This window comes from Ruegeria sp. CDSC042, assembly GCF_059610745.1.
In genome coordinates this window covers 505,029-522,711 of record NZ_JBXWOF010000001.1, presented here as the reverse complement: position 1 = coordinate 522,711, position 17,683 = coordinate 505,029, and the positions used below count along the sequence as shown (strand labels likewise).

The window sequence follows — 17,683 nt, the reverse complement described above, 5'->3', positions numbered from 1 at the left end:
ACCAAAGGGACATGGACAAAGCAAATTCATCTTACTCGTCCACGACCGCGAACAGATTGGGAACAGCTGGACAGGGCGCCAAGTCGTTCCTGATCACATCAGAAAGCCGCGTTTGATGCAAAAACACATAAACATGGGCACTTAGCCCTTCCCACAATCGGTTGGTCAGCGATTGCGCACGACTGCCCGATGAGGCCCCGGATGCCCCTGCCCCCTTTTTCAACGCGTCTACAGTTTCGTCGACGGCGGACAGAATTTCGACTACACGGATTTCCGACGCAGGGCGCGCCAACCGATAACCTCCGCCCGGACCGCGCACTGACGAGACAAGCTCGGCCCGGCGCAGCTTTACGAACAGCTGTTCAAGATAAGGCAACGAGATGTCCTGCCGTTCGGAAATTTCGCTCAGCGTTACCAGTCCGTCAGAAGACTGAAGAGCGATATCAGCCAAGGCCACCATCGCGTAACGACCCTTGGTCGAAAGCTTCATTCTCATTCCCTTATGGCAGTTAACGCGCGAAATCATTGACGCCGCCGCTGCCAGTGCGTATCTCCGACTGACAGCGCCCTTGCGCCGACTATCACAATTAGAACCGTTCTAAGGTGTCCGACGATTATCGTCAAGTATTTCCGGACACCCAGAAGAAAAAGACAGGACCTATGCACACATGCCCGAGGTGATTTTTCCCGGACCCGAAGGCCGCCTGGAAGGCCGCTACCACCCGCAAAAGGAAAAAGACGCACCGATCGCCATCGTGTTGCACCCGCATCCTCAATTTGGCGGGACCATGAACAACAAGGTGGTCTATAATCTGCACTATGCGTTCTACAACATGGGTTTCACCGTGTTGCGGTTCAACTTTCGCGGTGTTGGCCGCAGCCAGGGCGAATATGACCAGGGCGTAGGCGAGCTGAGTGATGCGGCATCGGCACTGGACTACCTGCAGTCGATGAACAACAATTCGAAACACTGCTGGGTCGCAGGGTTCTCGTTCGGAGCCTGGATCGGGATGCAACTGCTTATGCGCCGCCCTGAGATTACCGGTTTCATCAGCGTTTCTCCGCCAGCCAACATGTATGATTTCTCGTTCCTGGCGCCCTGCCCCTCTTCGGGTCTGATTATCAACGGATCCTCTGATCGGGTAGCCCCGCCTGCAGACACCACTGCATTGGTTAACAAGCTGCATGAACAGAAGGGCATCACAATCACCCATAACGAAGTTGAGGGTGCTGACCACTTCTTTCAGGATCGCCACATGGATACGCTGATCACTGACGTAAGTGACTATGTGAAACGGCGGCTGACAGAGAACACGCGCTAATGTCCGACACGATCATCAGGCTTGCTTCCAAGCTGGCCGAAGACACAATGAAAGTGATGGACGAAACAGGAAACGACCGCTTCTTCATGGAAGTTGGCGAAGTGATCGGGGCGTCCTCACAAACATTGGAAGAAGCATTCCTGACCGAGATCCGTGTCCGGATGGCCGAACGTAAGGCCCGCAAGTTTGTCGTCGAAAAATTGACCGAACATCGGTCAAAACTGAAAGCTATAGAAAAACAATGACGCAAAGACTGTCCGCGCAAATCGACTTTCTTAAACGCGCGGACAGGTTGAAATCTGTCAATCGTGCCAACGCCTTGTTGGATCAGTCTCGCCCAGAGAACGCGGCTGAGCATAGTTGGCAACTGGCGCTTTGGGCCCTGGTTTTGGAACCGGTTGCCGGGCCAGACGTGAATATCGACCGCGTGATCAAAATGCTACTGCTGCATGATCTGGTCGAAATCATCGTAGGCGATCACCCGATTCACCTGAAAACAGATTGGAAAGCACTGGAATTGGCGGAACAAACAGCTGCTGAAGAGCTGTTTGGCATGCTGCCTGCTGATCAGGCCACGACGTTTCTGGCTCTTTGGCAAGAATTCGAGGCCGACGCCACTCCGGACGCGAAATTCGCCAAGATTCTGGATCGGTCGCAACCGATGTTTCAGGTGCTGTGTGCAGAACGGCCAAACCCAGAGCATTTAGCTGTCGTGAATGACAACCTGAAACAAGGTCGCGCTGCCTATCTGCAACAAGCTTTCCCGGACGCATATAATCTTGCCCAAGCACTGCTGAATGGAGGCAAACTCGAAACCTCCGAGCTTTCTTTGCGTTTGGGTTTCTTGTCCGAAACTGACCAACTCAAATCGGTTCAGCGCGCATCGCGTCTGCTCTATGATAACCGGTTTGAGAATTCAGCCGAACATTCCTGGCACATCATGCTTTTTGCCTGGGTCCTGTCCGAATATGCAGCCCCTTCCGTTTCTGTAAACCGCGCCCTCAGGATGCTTTTGCTGCACGACATTGTTGAAATTGACGCCGGTGATCACCCAATTCATGGGCAGGTCGACCACGCGGCACAAGCCGCCGAGGAACTTGCTGCGGCGCAAAGGTTGTTTGGAATGCTCCCAGAGGTGCAAAATCAAGAATTCATGTCGATCTGGCAGGAGTTTGAACAGGCCGAAAGCCCCGATGCCTGTTTCGCCAAAGCGATTGATCGCTTCCAGACCCCGGTTGGCAACCTCGAGACAGGAGGCGGTTCCTGGATTGATTACAACGTCACATACGAACAAATCCACAGCCGTGTCGGCACGGTGATTATTCCCGGTGCACCAGCCCTGTGGGCATGGCTGGATCCGTTACTTCGGGGTTACTTTTCTGAGACTGCAGAAAGCTGAAAACACAGCGGAAAAAGGAGCATAACACCCCTTTTCCCTGTATTCGGCAGTCGCTTAAACCGATGTACCAATCAATCGCTCAACATTTCGGGCTGCTTTTGTTTCGACGGACCCCCCGCCAGCAAGCCACCCAAGCGCAACAATAAGTGCCGAAAGAGCGATGACGTATTTTGCAAATTTCGTCATGGCGATACTCATAAAAAAAACACGATAAAACGCGGACAAAGTATCACATTGCCGAAAATCCACATAGTCGGGTAATCCTGACCCCTGACGGATGCCAGAAAACTCCTGCTATCGCTTGCGGGTATCGGTCATTTCGTGCTCAACCCAATGCAACCTTATTGAATGCGAGACCACCGTGCCCAAAGCATATCTTCTACTGCTGTTGGCAGTTGTTGCCGAAACGATTGGTACAACTGCACTTCAGGCCAGCCAGCAATTCAGCCGGTTCTGGCCGTCAGTGCTTGTGGTTGTTGGCTATGGAATTGCCTTTTATCTGATGGCCCTCACGCTCAAATACATGCCGGTTGGTATCGTCTATGCAATCTGGTCCGGCCTTGGAATCGTGCTGATTGCCATCATCGGTTTCATTGTCTTTGGTCAGAGGTTGGATTTACCCGGGATCGCTGGACTCAGCATGATTTTGGGTGGAATACTAATCATACACCTCTTTTCCGGTACAGCAGGACACTGACGATCGGTTAGGGCTGGCATATTTCGCCGAGCCGCGTTATGCGCGCGTCAACTTCCCGTTCAAAGGCTGACCTCTCATGGACCTGCGCAATATCGCAATCATCGCTCACGTGGACCACGGCAAAACAACGCTGGTCGATGAGCTGCTAAAACAATCCGGTGCGTTCCGGGAAAATCAAGCTGTCGCAGAACGCGCCATGGACAGCAATGACCTCGAGCGTGAGCGTGGTATCACCATCCTTGCAAAGGCCACTTCGGTGGAGTGGAAAGGCACGCGGATCAATATCGTCGATACGCCGGGCCACGCCGATTTCGGCGGCGAGGTTGAACGCATCCTTAGCATGGTCGACGGCGTTGTCCTGCTGGTCGATGCTGCCGAAGGTCCGATGCCGCAGACCAAATTCGTGACCTCCAAGGCGCTGGCGCTGGGTCTGCGTCCGATTGTGGTGCTGAACAAAGTCGACAAGCCCGACGCCGAACCAGACCGCGCGCTGGACGAATGCTTTGATCTGTTCGCAAACCTTGGTGCGGATGACGATCAGCTTGATTTCCCTTCAATGTACGCCTCAGGCCGGTCGGGCTGGGCAGATATGGAGCTGGAAGGACCCCGCAAGGATCTGTCAGCACTGTTCGACCTGATCGTTGACCACGTCCCTGCTCCCAAACAGATCGAACGCAAGGACGAACCCTTCCGGATGCTTGCCACGACACTGGGCAGCGACCCGTTCATCGGCCGCATTCTGACTGGCCGTGTCGAAAGTGGTACGCTCAAGGCAGGTGACACCCTCAAGGCGCTCAGCCGGGATGGAACACTTATCGAGAACTTCCGCGCCTCAAAAATCCTGGCTTTCCGCGGTTTGGGGCAGCAACCCATTGATGTGGCCGAGGCGGGCGATATCGTCACCATCGCAGGTATGAGCAAAGCGACCGTGGCAGACTCGCTTGTTGCCCCACAGGTCGAAGACGCTCTGCCCGCGCAGCCGATCGACCCGCCGACCATCACAGTGACCTTTGGTATCAACGATTCGCCCCTTGCCGGCCGAGACGGTAAAAAGGTTCAGTCCCGTGTCATTCGCGACCGTTTGATGAAAGAAGCAGAATCAAACGTCGCCATTCGCATTACCGACACTCCGGGCGGTGAGGCCTTCGAAGTTGCGGGACGCGGCGAATTGCAGATGGGTGTTCTGATCGAAAACATGCGCCGCGAAGGGTTCGAGCTGAGCATCTCTCGCCCACAGGTCCTGTTCCGCGAAGAAGACGGTCAGCGCCTAGAGCCCATCGAAGAAGTCACCATTGACGTGGATGACGAGTATTCCGGCTCGGTCATTGAAAAGATAACAGGTGTCCGCAAAGGTGAATTGGCCGAGATGCGGCCTGCTGGTACAGGCAAAACCCGCATCATCGCCCATGTGCCGTCACGCGGGTTGATCGGTTATCACGGTGAATTTCTGACAGATACACGCGGTACTGGCGTTTTGAACCGTGTGTTCCACGACTGGGCACCGCATAAAGGGCAAATTCCGGGCCGCCGCGCAGGCGTTCTGATCTCGATGGAGAACGGACAGGCAGTTGCCTATGCCCTTTGGAACCTCGAAGAGCGTGGCCGCATGTTTGTTGGCCCTCAGACCGATGTATATCAGGGTATGGTTATCGGCGAGCATTCGCGCGACAACGATCTTGAGGTTAACCCGCTGAAGGGGAAAAAGCTGACCAACGTCCGGGCCAGCGGATCGGATGACGCTGTGCGCCTGACACCCCATATTCAGTTCTCGTTGGAAGAGGCGATCGCCTATATCGACGATGACGAACTTGTCGAAGTGACCCCGAACGCAATCCGTCTGCGCAAACGCTTTCTGGATCCGCACGAGCGCAAGCGTATGGCAAGATCTGCCTGATCATTGCAGTGATGCAGTTCACAGATTGGAAACAATAACACAATCGTGACATATTTGCGCACACGCGTATTAAGGCCCATCCTGGAAGGCTCGCTCTCAAAGCGGGCCTTCTTTTTGTTTTACCTACACTTTCTTCTTTAGGTTGTTTCACTTTTAACATTCACAATTTTAGGAAACTTGTAATTCTGGCTCAAAAGGGATGTATTTGTGTCCAAAGTATGGCACCTGTTTGCCTGCCAAGTTTTGAGTAATGAGTATCAAGGAGTAGCGCCATGCGCATTAAGTCTCGCTTACTTTCAATAGTATTTGTTTCAGCAACATTCCCAGTTATTTCAGCTGTATCCGCTTCAGCTTCAGACATGTGTACAATACGAACAGCCAAACAGTCGGTATCGACTGAAACGCTTTGTGCATGTTCTGTTGTAGACGCCCGGATGCTGCGCTATTTGCAGCGACGCTCAGATTTCGAGGACATCTTGTCCCGTACATTGGAGAGTTGCCCAGCTTTTGCAGCAGTTCTAACTGACTTTCCAACCGCATCTATTCTCGGAAATGAGCAACGATCAGGAGACGGCCCTGCTGATGAAAATGGCGGTGGTGGTTCAGGCGGTGGCGGCGGCGGCGGTGGTACCGGCGGCGGCGGCGGCGGCGGTGGTACCGGCGGCGGCGGCGGCGGCGATGGTGACGACGGCGACGATGGTGATGACGGCGACGGTGGTGACGGCGGCGACGGTGGTGACGGCGGCGACGGTGGTGACGGTGGTGACGGCGGCGACGGTGGTGACGGCGGCGAAGGTGGTGACGGCGGCGAAGGTGGTGACGGCGGCGAAGGTGGCGGCGGCGGCGAAGGTGGCGACGGCGGCGAAGGTGGTGACGGCGGCGAAGGTGGCGACGGCGGCGAAGGTGGTGACGGCGGCGAAGGTGGTGACGGCGGCGAAGGTGGTGACGGTGGACCCAAGGGCAACCGTTCTGGCCATAGCGACGGAACCAATCCAGGCGGCCAATCTCAGAACCCGAACGGTACCAACAATCCGGGCAACCCCAAGTAAGTTAATTTAGGTACTACAGAAAATGGCGAAGCAGCAGCTTCGCCATTTTTGCATTCTAACCAGCTGAGATTAGCTTTCCTCAGCTTCTGCCGAAGACCCCAACCCATTTACTGGGCCGCCGAGGGTCCTGCATCCGCAGAAACAGATATCGTGTCGCCGACCAGGGCTTGATGCGGTTGGTCAAGTTATCCAGAACCAGATCGCCACTGGCCGAGCGATAAACCAAAACCGCATGAGAATTTCGCTGCGTATCCAGTACAGTTGCGATCAAAAGTTTGCTCGGATCGACGCCCGCACGGATAAGATCCCTTTTCTTCAACAGAGCAAAGTCTTCGCAATCTCCACCGCGCGAAGTCGGCAGTGCCCAACGTTCACGAGTTCTATATTGGGCCTGATCAGTAACTGAGCGGGTGGTCGCGTTTACCTGCCGGTTGACCTTTTTGATGATCTGCATCTCTTGCTGGCTCGACATTGAATTCGAAGCCTTGCTGGAACATGCCCAAGAGTATTGACGGCACAGTTGCCGCGCTCCAGACGGCGGGGGCGAAGATGCGACTGTGCGGATAAAGTTGCCTTCCCGCGCTTGCGCATCTGGTGCCATAACCGAGGACCCCAACGCCAATGCGAGGATTCCTAAAGTTCTACCAAAACCAGTCCAGATCCGCGCATTAACGGCCCTAAATTCCGTACCCATGGTCGCCATGCCTGTCCCTCGATCCGTGTTTTCCCTGCGATTGCCGCAAAACAGGACCATATTCCGTTTTCCGAAACTATCGGTAAACACGCCTAATTGTGCAATCTGTCTCAAATCTTGCAACTAAAAGAGGCGGAATTCCGTCATTGAAAATGGCATTTTTGGGTAAGAATCTGGCGCTGCTCGCCACATTCGAAACACGAACCCTTTGGCAGGCTCGACATCAAGACCCGCTAACTACTTGTAAATAAAAAACTTATGGGACTTCAGGTCGACGCTTGCCGCAACGTCATAATTGGGCGGCCATCTTTTGGCTGAAAACCGCCCAATGAATAAGCTGACAGGGGTATTAAATCCCTGATCGCACGGGGTGATTCTAATCTGTGATCTCTACGACCACCAATTCCCGCTCACTTGCACCACGCGCGTGATCCAGTGCTTGCTGATATTCCACCGAATTATAACACTCTACAGCGGCTTCCAATGAGGGGAATTTGGCGACAACGTTGCGCGGCCGTTCTTTGCCTTCCAACTGCACGTATCGCGCAGCACGCGCGATAAACGCACCACCGTGTTTGGCAATCGCTGGCCCGGCGAGCTCGGCATATTTTCCATAGGATTCGGCGTCAGTAACACTGACATGTGCAATCCAAAGTGCGGACATTTTGTTAACCTCCAAGAATATTCTCTGCAGCCTTGATAGCGGCATCAGCATTCGAAGCGTCCTTGCCACCACCCTGCGCCATGTCAGGGCGTCCACCGCCACCTTTTCCACCAAGTTCAGCAACCGCCGCCCGAACCAGATCCACGGCCGAGATTGCATCTGTCAGATCAGCTGTAACACCGGCCGCGACGGCTGCTTTGCCGCCGGTATCCGCTATCAGCAACACAGCACCCGATCCAAGTCGGCTTTTGTGTTCGTCGATCAGCGCGGGTAAGTCCTTGCCAGATACGCCAGTAAGGGACTGAGCCAAGAACGAGATACCGTTTACCGTTTTGGCCTCAGCGCTACCGCCCTGCCCCGAACCACCAGCCATCGCGAGATCGCGGCGCAGCTGCGCAACTTCATTTTGAAGGGATTTACGTTCATCCAACAGAGCTTTGACACGAGATACAACGTCATCCGGTTGCGCTTTCAGCTCAGATGCGATCTGCCCCAAACGTTGGTCCTGGTCGGTCAGGTAAACCATGGCTTCGTCACCGGTAAGCGCTTCGATCCGCCGGACACCGGCACTGCTGGCGCTATCCCCCAATACAACAAGCGCGCCAATATCACCGGTCTGGCGAACATGCGTTCCACCACACAGTTCGATCGACCAGGTCTCACCATCCTGGCCTTTGCCAGTTGGCGCTTTGCCCATCGAAACCACGCGAACTTCGTCGCCGTATTTCTCACCGAAAAGGGCCTGCGCACCCAGTTCCCGGGCATCATCTGGTGTCATGATCCGGGTCTCGACGGTCGAGTTCTGGCGGATGAAAGCGTTGACCGAGCGTTCAACTTGCCGAATTTCCTCGGGGCTCATCGCCTTTGAGTGGCTGAAATCAAACCGCAGCCGGTCGGCGGCATTCAAAGAGCCGCGCTGCGCAACATGGTCACCCAGTGTTTCCCGCAATGCTTCGTGCAGCAAATGTGTGGCCGAATGGTTGGCCCGGATGGCGGTGCGGCGAACATGGTCTACCTCAAGCTCAACTGCGTCTCCCTTGGACAAGGTACCGTGATCGACCGTGACCCGATGAGCATAGATTTTGCCATCCGCAAATTTCCGGGTGTCCTCGACCCGCGCGACATCATCACGCTCTTCCAAACGACGAATTTCGCCGGTGTCTCCTATCTGACCACCGGATTCACCATAAAACGGGGTTTGGTTCACAACGACCCAGCCGGAACAACCTGTCTCGATCTTGTCGACCAAAGCGCCATCCACGACCATTGCCGCGACCTGTCCTTCAGCCTTTTCTGTATCGTATCCAAGAAAATCCGTAGCGCCCGCGATATCCAGAACGTCAAACCAAACGGCTTGGTCCGCTGCTTCCCCCGATCCCGCCCAGGCAGCGCGTGCCTTGGCCTTTTGCTCGGCCATCGCCGTATCAAACCCGTCGGTATCAACCGTCCGGCCTTTTTCACGCAGTGCATCTTGTGTCAGATCAAGCGGAAAACCGTATGTATCATACAGCTTGAAAGCGGCCTCTCCAGACAGTGCCGCACCCTCTGGCAGGTCAGAGACCTCGTCATCCAACAACTTCAGGCCGCGATCCAATGTTTGCTTAAAGCGGGTTTCTTCCAGCAACAGCGTCTCTTCGATCAGCGACTGAGCCTGGCCAAGTTCGGTGTACTGAGCACCCATCAGTTGGACCAATGTCGGCACCAGCTGATACATCACCGGATCCTTCGCACCCAACAGATGCGCATGCCGCATCGCACGACGCATGATCCGCCGCAGCACATAGCCGCGCCCGTCATTGCTGGGCATTACCCCGTCTGCAATCAGGAACGAGGTCGACCGCAGGTGATCCGCAATCACGCGGTGATGTACGTTCTGATCTCCATAGGGATCGACATTGGTGGCACTCGCCGAGGCCTCGATCAGGGTCTTGAACAGATCGGTGTCATAATTGTCATGGCTTCCTTGCAATAGGGCACCAATCCGCTCCAGCCCCATCCCGGTGTCGATAGACTGCATGTCGAGCTCGACCATCGAGCCGTCCTCGAACTGTTCGTTCTGCATGAAAACGATGTTCCAGATTTCGATGAACCGGTCACCGTCTTCCTCAGGCGAACCCGGAGGGCCGCCCCAGATATGATCCCCGTGGTCGTAGAAAATCTCGGTGCAGGGACCGCACGGGCCGGTCGGTCCCATCTGCCAGAAATTGTCACTGGTTGCGATACGGATGATCCGATCTTCGGGGACGCCCACCTTCTTCCATATCTCGAACGCTTCGTCATCGGTGTGGTAAACCGTTGTCAGAAGGCGGTTTTTATCGACTCCGAATTCCTTGGTGATCAATTCCCATGCGAATGGAATTGCTTCGGGCTTGAAGTAGTCGCCGAACGAAAAATTGCCCAACATCTCAAAGAATGTGTGGTGACGCGCAGTATAGCCGACATTGTCCAGGTCGTTGTGCTTGCCACCGGCCCGAACACATTTCTGTGCTGTCGTCGCGCGCTGATAGTCACGGGCTTCGACACCGGTGAACAGGTTTTTGAATTGCACCATACCCGAGTTGACGAACATCAATGTCGGGTCGTTGCGTGGCACCAGGGGACTGGATGCCACTACTTCGTGTCCCTGTTTGGCAAAGTAGTTCAAAAAGGTCGATCGGATTTCGTTCAACGTTGACATGGGGCTCTCTCGGCGCGCAAACAGTTTGTTTCGAAAAGGGTTTATCCCCGTCCCCCGGGATAGTCCACAGGCGAGCGTCGCAGAACGGAACAAGGCGGCCCCTGCGGACCGCCTTGTTCGAAATTATGGTCAGTTCCTAGGAAAGAGCGGCAAATGTCGCTTTCTTCCCGGACCTATTATGCCTCGAGGATATCATCCTCTTCCGCGCCAGGCGGTACATCGAATTCCAGCCCATGTGCCGCGCGAATCTTGTCCTCGATCTCAAACGCGATGCGGTTGTTGTCGCGCAGATACTGCTTGGCATTCTCACGCCCCTGCCCGATCCGCTCATCACCATAGCTGAACCACGAACCCGATTTCTCGACCACACCGGCCTTGACGCCCAGATCCAGCAGCTCGCCCATTTTACTGATGCCTTCGCCATACATGATGTCGAATTCAACTTGCTTGAAGGGCGGTGCCACTTTGTTTTTAACGACCTTCACACGGGTCTGGTTGCCAACAACCTCATCCCGGTCCTTGATCGCACCGATCCGACGAATATCCAAACGGACCGAGCTGTAGAATTTCAGGGCGTTACCACCGGTGGTGGTTTCCGGGCTGCCGAACATCACGCCGATTTTCATCCGGATTTGGTTGATGAAGATCACCATACAGTTCGAGCGGCTGATCGAACCCGTCAGTTTACGCATTGCCTGGCTCATCAGCCGGGCCTGCACACCAACGCTGCTGTCGCCCATATCGCCTTCGAGTTCAGATTTCGGCGTCAGCGCCGCGACCGAGTCAACCACGACCATGTTCACCGCGCCCGAACGGACCAGCGTATCGGTAATCTCAAGCGCCTGTTCGCCGGTGTCGGGTTGCGAAATCAGCAACTCGTCCAAATCGACGCCCAGTTTGCGCGCATATTGCGGGTCCAACGCATGTTCCGCATCGACAAATGCGCATACACCGCCATGTTTCTGCTGTTCTGCGATGCAGTGCAGTGTCAGCGTTGTTTTGCCTGAACTTTCCGGGCCATAGATTTCAACGATCCGGCCCATCGGCAGGCCGCCGATTCCCAGAGCGATATCCAGACCCAGCGATCCGGTCGAACTGGCGTCGATGTCCTGTTTGGAATCCTCGCCCAGCTTCATGATCGAGCCTTTGCCGAACTGCCGTTCGATCTGTGCCAGCGCGCTGTCGAGCGCCTTTTGCTTATCTGCGTTTTTCTTGTCGCTCATCGTCAGAAGATCCGCCATTGTCCTGTCGCCTTCCCTTTTGTCACACCCTTGAACGGGCGGCAATCGCTGCTTTGTTCGCCTCTTGTTCCTTATGGGACCAAAAAGAGAACATTTCAACTAAAACTTACATTACTTACTGTTCTGCAATTGTATTAAGGAGTCGTTTACGCCAATCTGAGCTGGAGATAATTACTGCCGATGGACGAATAAATGCTTGTTTTTTATGAAGAACGCCTTGCGTTTCTGGCTGTCCCAAAAACCGGCAGCACCGCTTATCATACGGCTTTGCGGGACCGTGCCGATCTGGTTGTCACCGATCCGCCAGATCTGAAACACGCACCTGTCCGCCGGTATGATCGGTTTTTCCAGAACATTTTCCGTAAAATGTACGATACTGAGATGGAAATCATGGCGGTTGTTCGTGAACCGGTCGATTGGCTGGGCAGTTGGTACAGGTTTCGCGGCCGCCAAGAGCGTCTTGACCACCCGCATTCAACACATGACCTGAGCTTTGATGATTTCATCCAGGCCTATATGCGCACACCCCGACCTGAATTTGCCGATGTCGGCAGTCAGAGCCAATTTTTTCGCACCCGCAACAACGGGCGTGGCGCCACCCATGTCTTCAAATATGAAAACCAGGACAAAATTCTCGATTTCCTGCAAAACCGCTTGAATATGGATATCCGGCTGCAACGCGAAAACGTGTCACCCACACGAGACCTAACACTGGGCGCAGAGACATTGACCAAGTTCCGCAACACACACTCCGCGGAATTCGATTGCCACGCCTCGGCACTTTGAAACCCTAATTGATCTGCTGAAAAACAGCTTCGGTCAGTTGGTTTAGTGAAAATGGTTTGGGCAGGAAAGTTGAATCGGAAATCTCTGGTCCGGAATCGCCAAACGCACCCTCTGTGTATCCAGACATGAATATGACCCGGACATCTGGCCTGCTCTGCTTAGCCATACGAACCCAGGTCGGACCATCCAATCCGGGCATGACCACATCGGTGACGAATGCGTCAACATTCAATGTGCCATCTTCGAGAAGCCTCAGAGCCTCTTCTCCCGAATCGGCCTCGAGCACAGTGTAGCCTTTCAACCTCAGTGCGCGGGTAGCAAAGGCCCGAACCGGGGCTTCGTCTTCGACCAGCAGCACGACACCCTCACCCTGGCGAACCGTTGGATTCTCAGGGGATTGCGCAGGCGCTGCCTCGGTTTTTTTGGGGGCGGTTGAAACCGGCAGGTACACAATAAACTCGGTCCCTCTCCCCTGAATGCTGTCGACAAAAATAAAACCGCCGGTTTGCTTTACAATTCCGTAGACAGTCGACAGGCCCAAACCTGTCCCCTCACCCGTGCGTTTGGTTGTAAAGAAAGGCTCGAACACTTTCTGTAGCTTATCGGGGGCAATCCCCGTACCGCTATCAATGACTTTGACGGTGACGTATTCACCAGGTTGTACCGTAGCGCGATCCCTTGTGAAGCGTTCTGTCAGCACGACCACTTCGGTTTCGATCCTGACCTCACCACCTTCAGGCATTGCATCGCGGGCATTTACGACAAGGTTCATCAACACCTGCTCTAGCTGGCGTTTATCCGCACGAACCGCTTTCAGAACGGGATCGTGGCTGAGTGTCAGCTTAATCTTTTCTCCGACCAGACGATTTAGCAGATGAATAAGGTCTGAGATCGTATCTCTGAGATCCAGGATTTCCGGCTGCAAAGTCTGTTTGCGCGAAAAGGCCAGCAGTTGGCTCACCAAAGCTGCAGCACGGTTTGCGTTCTGATTGATTTGTACAAGATCCCCGTAGTCAGGGTCATTCTGGTCGTGCCGCAAAAGCAGAAGATCGCAATGTCCGGAAATCGCCGTTAGTAAATTGTTGAAATCATGCGCTACACCCCCAGCCAGTTGGCCAACGGCCTGCATTTTTTGTCCCTGCACAAATTGCGCCTCTAAAGTCTTGAGTTCGGTAGCATCATTCAGAACCGCAATCAGTCTGACTTCTCCCTCGCTCAGCACACGTTTCAATGTGACCTGTACGAATATCTCGCGGTCTTCCCGTGTCAGCCTCAGGAATTCAGATCGTGGAACGGCGCCCTCATTTGAAGCCTGCGTCAGCCAATCCAGAACCGGATACCCCAGACCATGCATGATATGCACAACATTGGATTCTCCGGGCTCTATGTTTCCGACAAGACGCGTTGCCAGCCTGTTGGCCTCAAGGATGCTCCCGTCGGGAGACAGGGTCATTACCGGGACCGGAAGATCCACAAATGACGCGCCAATTCCACTTTCCTGTGCACGATCAAGCGGTAGAACAAGCAAATCGCGCGTGGTTCCCGACCGAGACAGTTCGGCCATCGTAGCCGGAATTGGCCCCTGTGCCGTCTGTACCTGCACAACCTCACCCAATTCGGGCTGCGCGCCAGTCAGAACCTGTGCAAGGTTGTCGGGTCGTTGCCCCAGGATTTGTTCCGCCGCCCCGTTGATCCGCAGCAATGCTCCGTTTCTGCCTTCAGTCAAAATGGGCACAGGCACAGCATCCCACTGACCTGTTCCATCCAGATGAAACCGCCAAAAGAAAAAATTATTCCCAACACCGAGAACAGAAATCGGTACGGTTGTCTCCAAAGTGACAACGTCTTCTCTTGCACGGCCATGGATCTCGGCCAAAGACTGCAGGCGCAGCAGAATTGCCGACGGGTTGGCAAAAATAGACTTTAGACCTTCATCCAGCCGGTTGCCGGGAAAAACATGGAGCTGAGCCCGGGCATGAGAATTGCAAATCAGAACATCACCCTGTGCATTGGCAATCGCGCAAGGGTACAGTTCTTCTTCGGCAAAAACCTCCATAACCCTAAGCTCTCGACGTACCGAGTCGTCGGAAATCAGCGCCCTCACCACGACCAACAGTGATGCAGAAAGCAAAGACACACCTGCCACCACAAGGCCGAGATTCCAGGCTTGGGGAATGATTCCTGCCAGCGGCAGCAGTGAGAGCAACACCCCTAGCGCAACCAATGGTGCTAGACGCAAACCGCTTGGTGAATTTCGTAACTTTGGGTCAGAATAGAAATCTGCGGTATCGGACATTAAATACTCAACTTGCCGGGCTAGGTGTAACCCAACGCAAAAGGGTTAACGCCCACTTAACCAACAAAGTGAGCAATTCTCCTTTAGGTTGCTATTTGTCCGCCGACTACCGCGTCAAGTGTGACGTGAAAAACCCGTCAGTACCGTGTGATACATACCACGTTTTGCGAAACGTCTCGGTCCATTCGGGGTGCGCCGCCACGAACGCATCGACCACTGCACCGTTTTCGACCTCGAGCATGGAACATGTTGCATAGGCAAGAACACCCGCTGGCCCCACCAAAGTCGCGACATCATCAAGGATCGTCCGCTGCGTTTCCGTAAGCCGGTTCAGTCCTTCTTGTGTAAGAGACCATTTTCCCGCCGGGGCGCGACGCCAGGATCCGCTGCCTGAACAGGGGGCATCCGTCAGCACAATGTCGAATGGTGTCTGCGCAGAGATCTCGTCATTGGTCAGGAGCGTTATCTGTGCACCCGCTCTTTCGGCTCGGGCGGGCAAATCACGCATTCGCGCCGCATTAACGTCATGCGCGAAAACATCTACACCGTGATGCGCGGCCAAGGCCAAGGCTTTGCCGCCGCCGCCGGAACAATAGTCCAGAACCCGCATTCCGGGGTTTAGGTCCAATGATTCAACGACGGCCTGGCTCGCCGCATCCTGCAGTTCGACCAACCCATCAGTATAGGCGCGGCTTCCTGAGATTTTCCGCTCGCCCTCGACAACTTCGAGTGCGGTCGAACAAGCGGGATGTGGCCTCGCTTGGATGCCGTCCGCCAGCAAGACCGAGACCGCCTGATCGACACTCGACTTAATCAGATTGACCCGCAAATGAACCGGGGCTCGAGCGCGCAATGCCTCGGCCACTTGAAGGGTCAAATCACCCAAAGACTCTTGAAAGGTTGGCCAAAGCCATTCCGGTATGTCGTATTTCTGGGCGTCGGATTCACATGGTTTAGCCTGTTCGTGTTCTTCCAAACTGGCTGGTGCGTACCCTTCGCCATTGAATATCTGATCCAGATCGACTTCTTGCATGCGCATCGCGCCGATCATCAACCCCCGACCGGTTTCCGCCCCACCTGCCGCTGCAAATGACCTTTTGCACCGCAAAGCACCAAACACGTGGTCGCGAATAGCAGCCCTGTCTTTGGAACCGGCGAAACGGCTTCGCCGCGCCCAACCTGTCAGGGCCTTTTCGACCGGGGCACCCGAAAGAATCTGATCAAGAATTTCGATTGAGGCCTGAACACGTGCGGCGGGGGTCATTTCATTCTCCGTTATAGTGCAGGGCAAAAACGCAAAGCGGCGCCCTCACCGGGGCGCCGCAGTTCAGGTTCCGGCAATTTACATCACTCGATAATTCGGGCTTTCGCGTGTGATTTGCACGTCATGCACATGGCTCTCCTTCAGGCCAGCCCCTGTGATTCTGACGAAGTTGCAGTTCTTTCGCATCTCTTCGACCGTGGCGCAGCCGGTATAACCCATGGCTGCGCGCAGGCCGCCGACCAGTTGATGCACAACCGCGCTGGCCGAGCCCTTGTAAGGCACCTGCCCTTCGATCCCTTCGGGCACCAGCTTGTCGCTGGCGGCATCCTTCTGGAAATAGCGATCCGCAGAGCCACGTGCCATCGCGCCTAGGCTGCCCATGCCGCGATAAGATTTGAACGACCGGCCCTGATACAGGATCACTTCGCCCGGGCTTTCATCTGTTCCTGCGATCATTGAGCCAACCATGGCACAGGACGCACCCGCCGCAATCGCCTTGGCAAAATCGCCCGAGAATTTGATACCACCATCCGCGATCACCGGCACATCGCCGGCGGCCGCGGCGCAATCCATGATCGCAGTCAGCTGCGGCACGCCCACACCGGCAACCATCCGCGTAGTACAGATCGAACCCGGCCCGATCCCCACCTTGATGGCATCCGCGCCTGCGTCGATCAGCGCCTTGGTTGCGTCCCCAGTGGCGACGTTACCGGCAATGATCTGCACCTCGTTCGACAGGGTCTTGACCCGCTTCACCGCGTCCAGCACCCCTTGAGAATGCCCATGAGCGGTGTCTACAACGATAATGTCGACACCGGAATCCACTAGTTGTTCGGATCGTTCGAAACCAGAGTCACCAACCGACGTCGCTGCCGCGACTCTCAGACGCCCCAGCCGGTCCTTGCAGGCCGTTGGGTTCAACACCGCCTGTTCGGTATCTTTCAAAGTCAGCAGACCCGTCAGCTTGCCCGCCCCGTCCACAACCAGAAGCTTTTCGATCCGTCGCGCTCGCATCAGGCTTTTGGCCTCTTCCAGATCGGCGGGTTCCTGAAGCATCGCCAGATTGTCCGAGGTCATCATCGCGTGAACCGGCGTATCATCCGAGGTCGCAAAACGCATATCACGGTTGGTCAGAATACCGACCACGCGGCCTTCTTCGTCCACCACGGGAAAGCCGGTGAAGTTATAACGCTGCACCAACGCGTTGGCGTCCGCCAGCGTCTGATCCACCCGCAGTGTCACCGGGTTGTAAACAATACCGGATTCAAACCGTTTGACCCGGCGCACTTCGCGGGCCTGTTCATCCACCGTCAGATTCTTGTGCACCACGCCGATGCCGCCCGCCTGCGCCATGGCGATGGCCATGCGCGCCTCGGTCACCGTGTCCATCGCCGAGCTGAGCAGTGGGATGTTCATGGTGATTTCCCGCGTCACGCGCGTGGTCGTATCCGCCGTGGCCGGCAGCACAGAAGATGCGCCCGGAACCAGAAGAACGTCGTCAAAGGTGAGTGCCTCACGAATCTGCATTTGTTAACCCCATGCAAAAGCCCGTTTGACGGTGACCCTATTGCATGGATTGCATCTAAGGAAAAGCCCCCGACATAAACTAGTTTTTACCCGCTGGTCGATGCTGCGACAAAAAACGACGCAACGCACACAAAACGTGCCGCTGAATGGCCTTTCCCTTTGCGTACAAAACC

The 17,683-nt window shown here is 55.1% G+C and carries 17 protein-coding genes; 6 read left to right on the top strand and 11 right to left on the bottom strand.

Annotated features, from left to right (window positions below; genetic code table 11):
- Positions 1-31: 31 nt before the first annotated feature.
- Positions 32-490, bottom strand: a complete 459-nt coding sequence (gene iscR / locus AC2FHX_RS02595) for a Fe-S cluster assembly transcriptional regulator IscR (protein ID WP_142633731.1) — start codon at positions 488-490, stop codon at positions 32-34.
- Between the two features lie 178 nt (positions 491-668).
- Here iscR and AC2FHX_RS02590 point away from each other — a divergent pair, with 178 nt between their 5' ends.
- Genes AC2FHX_RS02590 through AC2FHX_RS02580 form a run of 3 tightly spaced genes read left to right on the top strand, consistent with a single transcriptional unit; the run spans position 669 to position 2,721 of the window.
- Positions 669-1,322, top strand: a complete 654-nt coding sequence (locus AC2FHX_RS02590) for an alpha/beta hydrolase (protein ID WP_142633729.1) — start codon at positions 669-671, stop codon at positions 1,320-1,322.
- Positions 1,322-1,567 (top strand): hypothetical protein, encoded by a 246-nt coding sequence (locus AC2FHX_RS02585; protein WP_142633727.1) that lies wholly within the window; start codon positions 1,322-1,324, stop codon positions 1,565-1,567. The genes AC2FHX_RS02590 and AC2FHX_RS02585 overlap by 1 nt, the downstream gene beginning before the upstream one ends.
- Positions 1,564-2,721: an HD domain-containing protein gene (locus tag AC2FHX_RS02580; protein ID WP_496700395.1), complete on the top strand. Its 1,158-nt coding sequence runs from the start codon at positions 1,564-1,566 to the stop codon at positions 2,719-2,721. Before AC2FHX_RS02585 ends, AC2FHX_RS02580 begins: the two co-directional genes overlap by 4 nt.
- Positions 2,722-2,775: 54 nt before the next feature.
- On the opposite strand, the gene AC2FHX_RS02575 is transcribed toward AC2FHX_RS02580, so the two are convergent.
- Positions 2,776-2,907, bottom strand: a complete 132-nt coding sequence (locus AC2FHX_RS02575; RefSeq protein WP_271947174.1) for a hypothetical protein — start codon at positions 2,905-2,907, stop codon at positions 2,776-2,778.
- A gap of 175 nt (positions 2,908-3,082) precedes the next feature.
- Between AC2FHX_RS02575 and AC2FHX_RS02570 the strand changes: the two genes are divergently transcribed.
- Both AC2FHX_RS02570 and typA read left to right on the top strand, forming a co-directional pair.
- Entirely contained in the window at positions 3,083-3,418 is a 336-nt protein-coding gene (locus AC2FHX_RS02570; RefSeq protein WP_142633723.1) for a DMT family transporter, read from the top strand.
- 76 nt (positions 3,419-3,494) lie between these two features.
- A complete protein-coding gene (gene typA, locus AC2FHX_RS02565; protein ID WP_271947178.1) occupies positions 3,495-5,312 on the top strand; it encodes a translational GTPase TypA in 1,818 nt (605 codons plus the stop codon).
- Between the two features lie 190 nt (positions 5,313-5,502).
- On the opposite strand, the gene AC2FHX_RS02560 is transcribed toward typA, so the two are convergent.
- From AC2FHX_RS02560 to recA, 6 genes are all read right to left on the bottom strand, one after another.
- On the bottom strand, positions 5,503-5,673 hold the full coding sequence (locus AC2FHX_RS02560) for a hypothetical protein (protein WP_185956608.1): 171 nt from the start codon (positions 5,671-5,673) through the stop codon (positions 5,503-5,505).
- 241 nt (positions 5,674-5,914) lie between these two features.
- The gene (locus AC2FHX_RS02555) at positions 5,915-6,316 is read right to left on the bottom strand and encodes a hypothetical protein (protein ID WP_496730405.1); all 402 of its coding nucleotides are present in this window, start codon (positions 6,314-6,316) and stop codon (positions 5,915-5,917) included.
- A 124-nt stretch (positions 6,317-6,440) separates the two neighbouring features.
- Complete coding sequence (locus AC2FHX_RS02550) at positions 6,441-6,962, bottom strand: transglutaminase-like cysteine peptidase (RefSeq protein WP_246097162.1); 522 nt, start codon at positions 6,960-6,962, stop codon at positions 6,441-6,443.
- 469 nt (positions 6,963-7,431) lie between these two features.
- The gene (locus AC2FHX_RS02545; protein WP_142633718.1) at positions 7,432-7,719 is read right to left on the bottom strand and encodes a DUF1330 domain-containing protein; all 288 of its coding nucleotides are present in this window, start codon (positions 7,717-7,719) and stop codon (positions 7,432-7,434) included.
- Positions 7,720-7,723: 4 nt separating this feature from the next.
- Entirely contained in the window at positions 7,724-10,396 is a 2,673-nt protein-coding gene (gene alaS / locus AC2FHX_RS02540) for an alanine--tRNA ligase (protein ID WP_496700397.1), read from the bottom strand.
- Positions 10,397-10,572: 176 nt separating this feature from the next.
- Positions 10,573-11,637, bottom strand: a complete 1,065-nt coding sequence (gene recA / locus AC2FHX_RS02535; RefSeq protein WP_142633714.1) for a recombinase RecA — start codon at positions 11,635-11,637, stop codon at positions 10,573-10,575.
- Positions 11,638-11,829: 192 nt separating this feature from the next.
- Between recA and AC2FHX_RS02530 the strand changes: the two genes are divergently transcribed.
- Complete coding sequence (locus tag AC2FHX_RS02530) at positions 11,830-12,423, top strand: sulfotransferase family 2 domain-containing protein (RefSeq protein ID WP_281972075.1); 594 nt, start codon at positions 11,830-11,832, stop codon at positions 12,421-12,423.
- 4 nt (positions 12,424-12,427) lie between these two features.
- Here the strand turns inward: AC2FHX_RS02530 and AC2FHX_RS02525 are convergent, their stop codons facing one another.
- The 3 genes from AC2FHX_RS02525 to guaB all read right to left on the bottom strand — a co-directional run bounded on the left by AC2FHX_RS02525 (position 12,428) and on the right by guaB (position 17,510).
- Complete coding sequence (locus AC2FHX_RS02525) at positions 12,428-14,719, bottom strand: hybrid sensor histidine kinase/response regulator (protein ID WP_496700398.1); 2,292 nt, start codon at positions 14,717-14,719, stop codon at positions 12,428-12,430.
- Positions 14,720-14,825: 106 nt separating this feature from the next.
- On the bottom strand, positions 14,826-15,983 hold the full coding sequence (locus tag AC2FHX_RS02520) for an RsmB/NOP family class I SAM-dependent RNA methyltransferase (protein WP_496700399.1): 1,158 nt from the start codon (positions 15,981-15,983) through the stop codon (positions 14,826-14,828).
- A gap of 78 nt (positions 15,984-16,061) precedes the next feature.
- The gene (guaB, locus tag AC2FHX_RS02515) at positions 16,062-17,510 is read right to left on the bottom strand and encodes an IMP dehydrogenase (protein WP_496675678.1); all 1,449 of its coding nucleotides are present in this window, start codon (positions 17,508-17,510) and stop codon (positions 16,062-16,064) included.
- Between the last annotated feature and the right edge of the window lie 173 nt (positions 17,511-17,683).

Bases quoted from the DNA above. Each gene is read 5' to 3' on its own strand.
- iscR (WP_142633731.1), bottom strand. From the start codon at position 490: ATGAAGCTTTCGACCAAGGGTCGTTACGCGATGGTGGCCTTGGCTGAT.
- AC2FHX_RS02590 (WP_142633729.1), top strand. From the start codon at position 669: ATGCCCGAGGTGATTTTTCCCGGACCCGAAGGCCGCCTGGAAGGCCGC.
- AC2FHX_RS02585 (WP_142633727.1), top strand. From the start codon at position 1,322: ATGTCCGACACGATCATCAGGCTTGCTTCCAAGCTGGCCGAAGACACA.
- AC2FHX_RS02580 (WP_496700395.1), top strand. From the start codon at position 1,564: ATGACGCAAAGACTGTCCGCGCAAATCGACTTTCTTAAACGCGCGGAC.
- AC2FHX_RS02575 (WP_271947174.1), bottom strand. From the start codon at position 2,907: ATGACGAAATTTGCAAAATACGTCATCGCTCTTTCGGCACTTATTGTT.
- typA (WP_271947178.1), top strand. From the start codon at position 3,495: ATGGACCTGCGCAATATCGCAATCATCGCTCACGTGGACCACGGCAAA.
- AC2FHX_RS02560 (WP_185956608.1), bottom strand. From the start codon at position 5,673: ATGTCTGAAGCTGAAGCGGATACAGCTGAAATAACTGGGAATGTTGCT.
- AC2FHX_RS02550 (WP_246097162.1), bottom strand. From the start codon at position 6,962: ATGGCACCAGATGCGCAAGCGCGGGAAGGCAACTTTATCCGCACAGTC.
- AC2FHX_RS02545 (WP_142633718.1), bottom strand. From the start codon at position 7,719: ATGTCCGCACTTTGGATTGCACATGTCAGTGTTACTGACGCCGAATCC.
- alaS (WP_496700397.1), bottom strand. From the start codon at position 10,396: ATGTCAACGTTGAACGAAATCCGATCGACCTTTTTGAACTACTTTGCC.
- recA (WP_142633714.1), bottom strand. From the start codon at position 11,637: ATGGCGGATCTTCTGACGATGAGCGACAAGAAAAACGCAGATAAGCAA.
- AC2FHX_RS02530 (WP_281972075.1), top strand. From the start codon at position 11,830: ATGCTTGTTTTTTATGAAGAACGCCTTGCGTTTCTGGCTGTCCCAAAA.
- AC2FHX_RS02525 (WP_496700398.1), bottom strand. From the start codon at position 14,719: ATGTCCGATACCGCAGATTTCTATTCTGACCCAAAGTTACGAAATTCA.
- AC2FHX_RS02520 (WP_496700399.1), bottom strand. From the start codon at position 15,983: ATGACCCCCGCCGCACGTGTTCAGGCCTCAATCGAAATTCTTGATCAG.
- guaB (WP_496675678.1), bottom strand. From the start codon at position 17,510: ATGCAGATTCGTGAGGCACTCACCTTTGACGACGTTCTTCTGGTTCCG.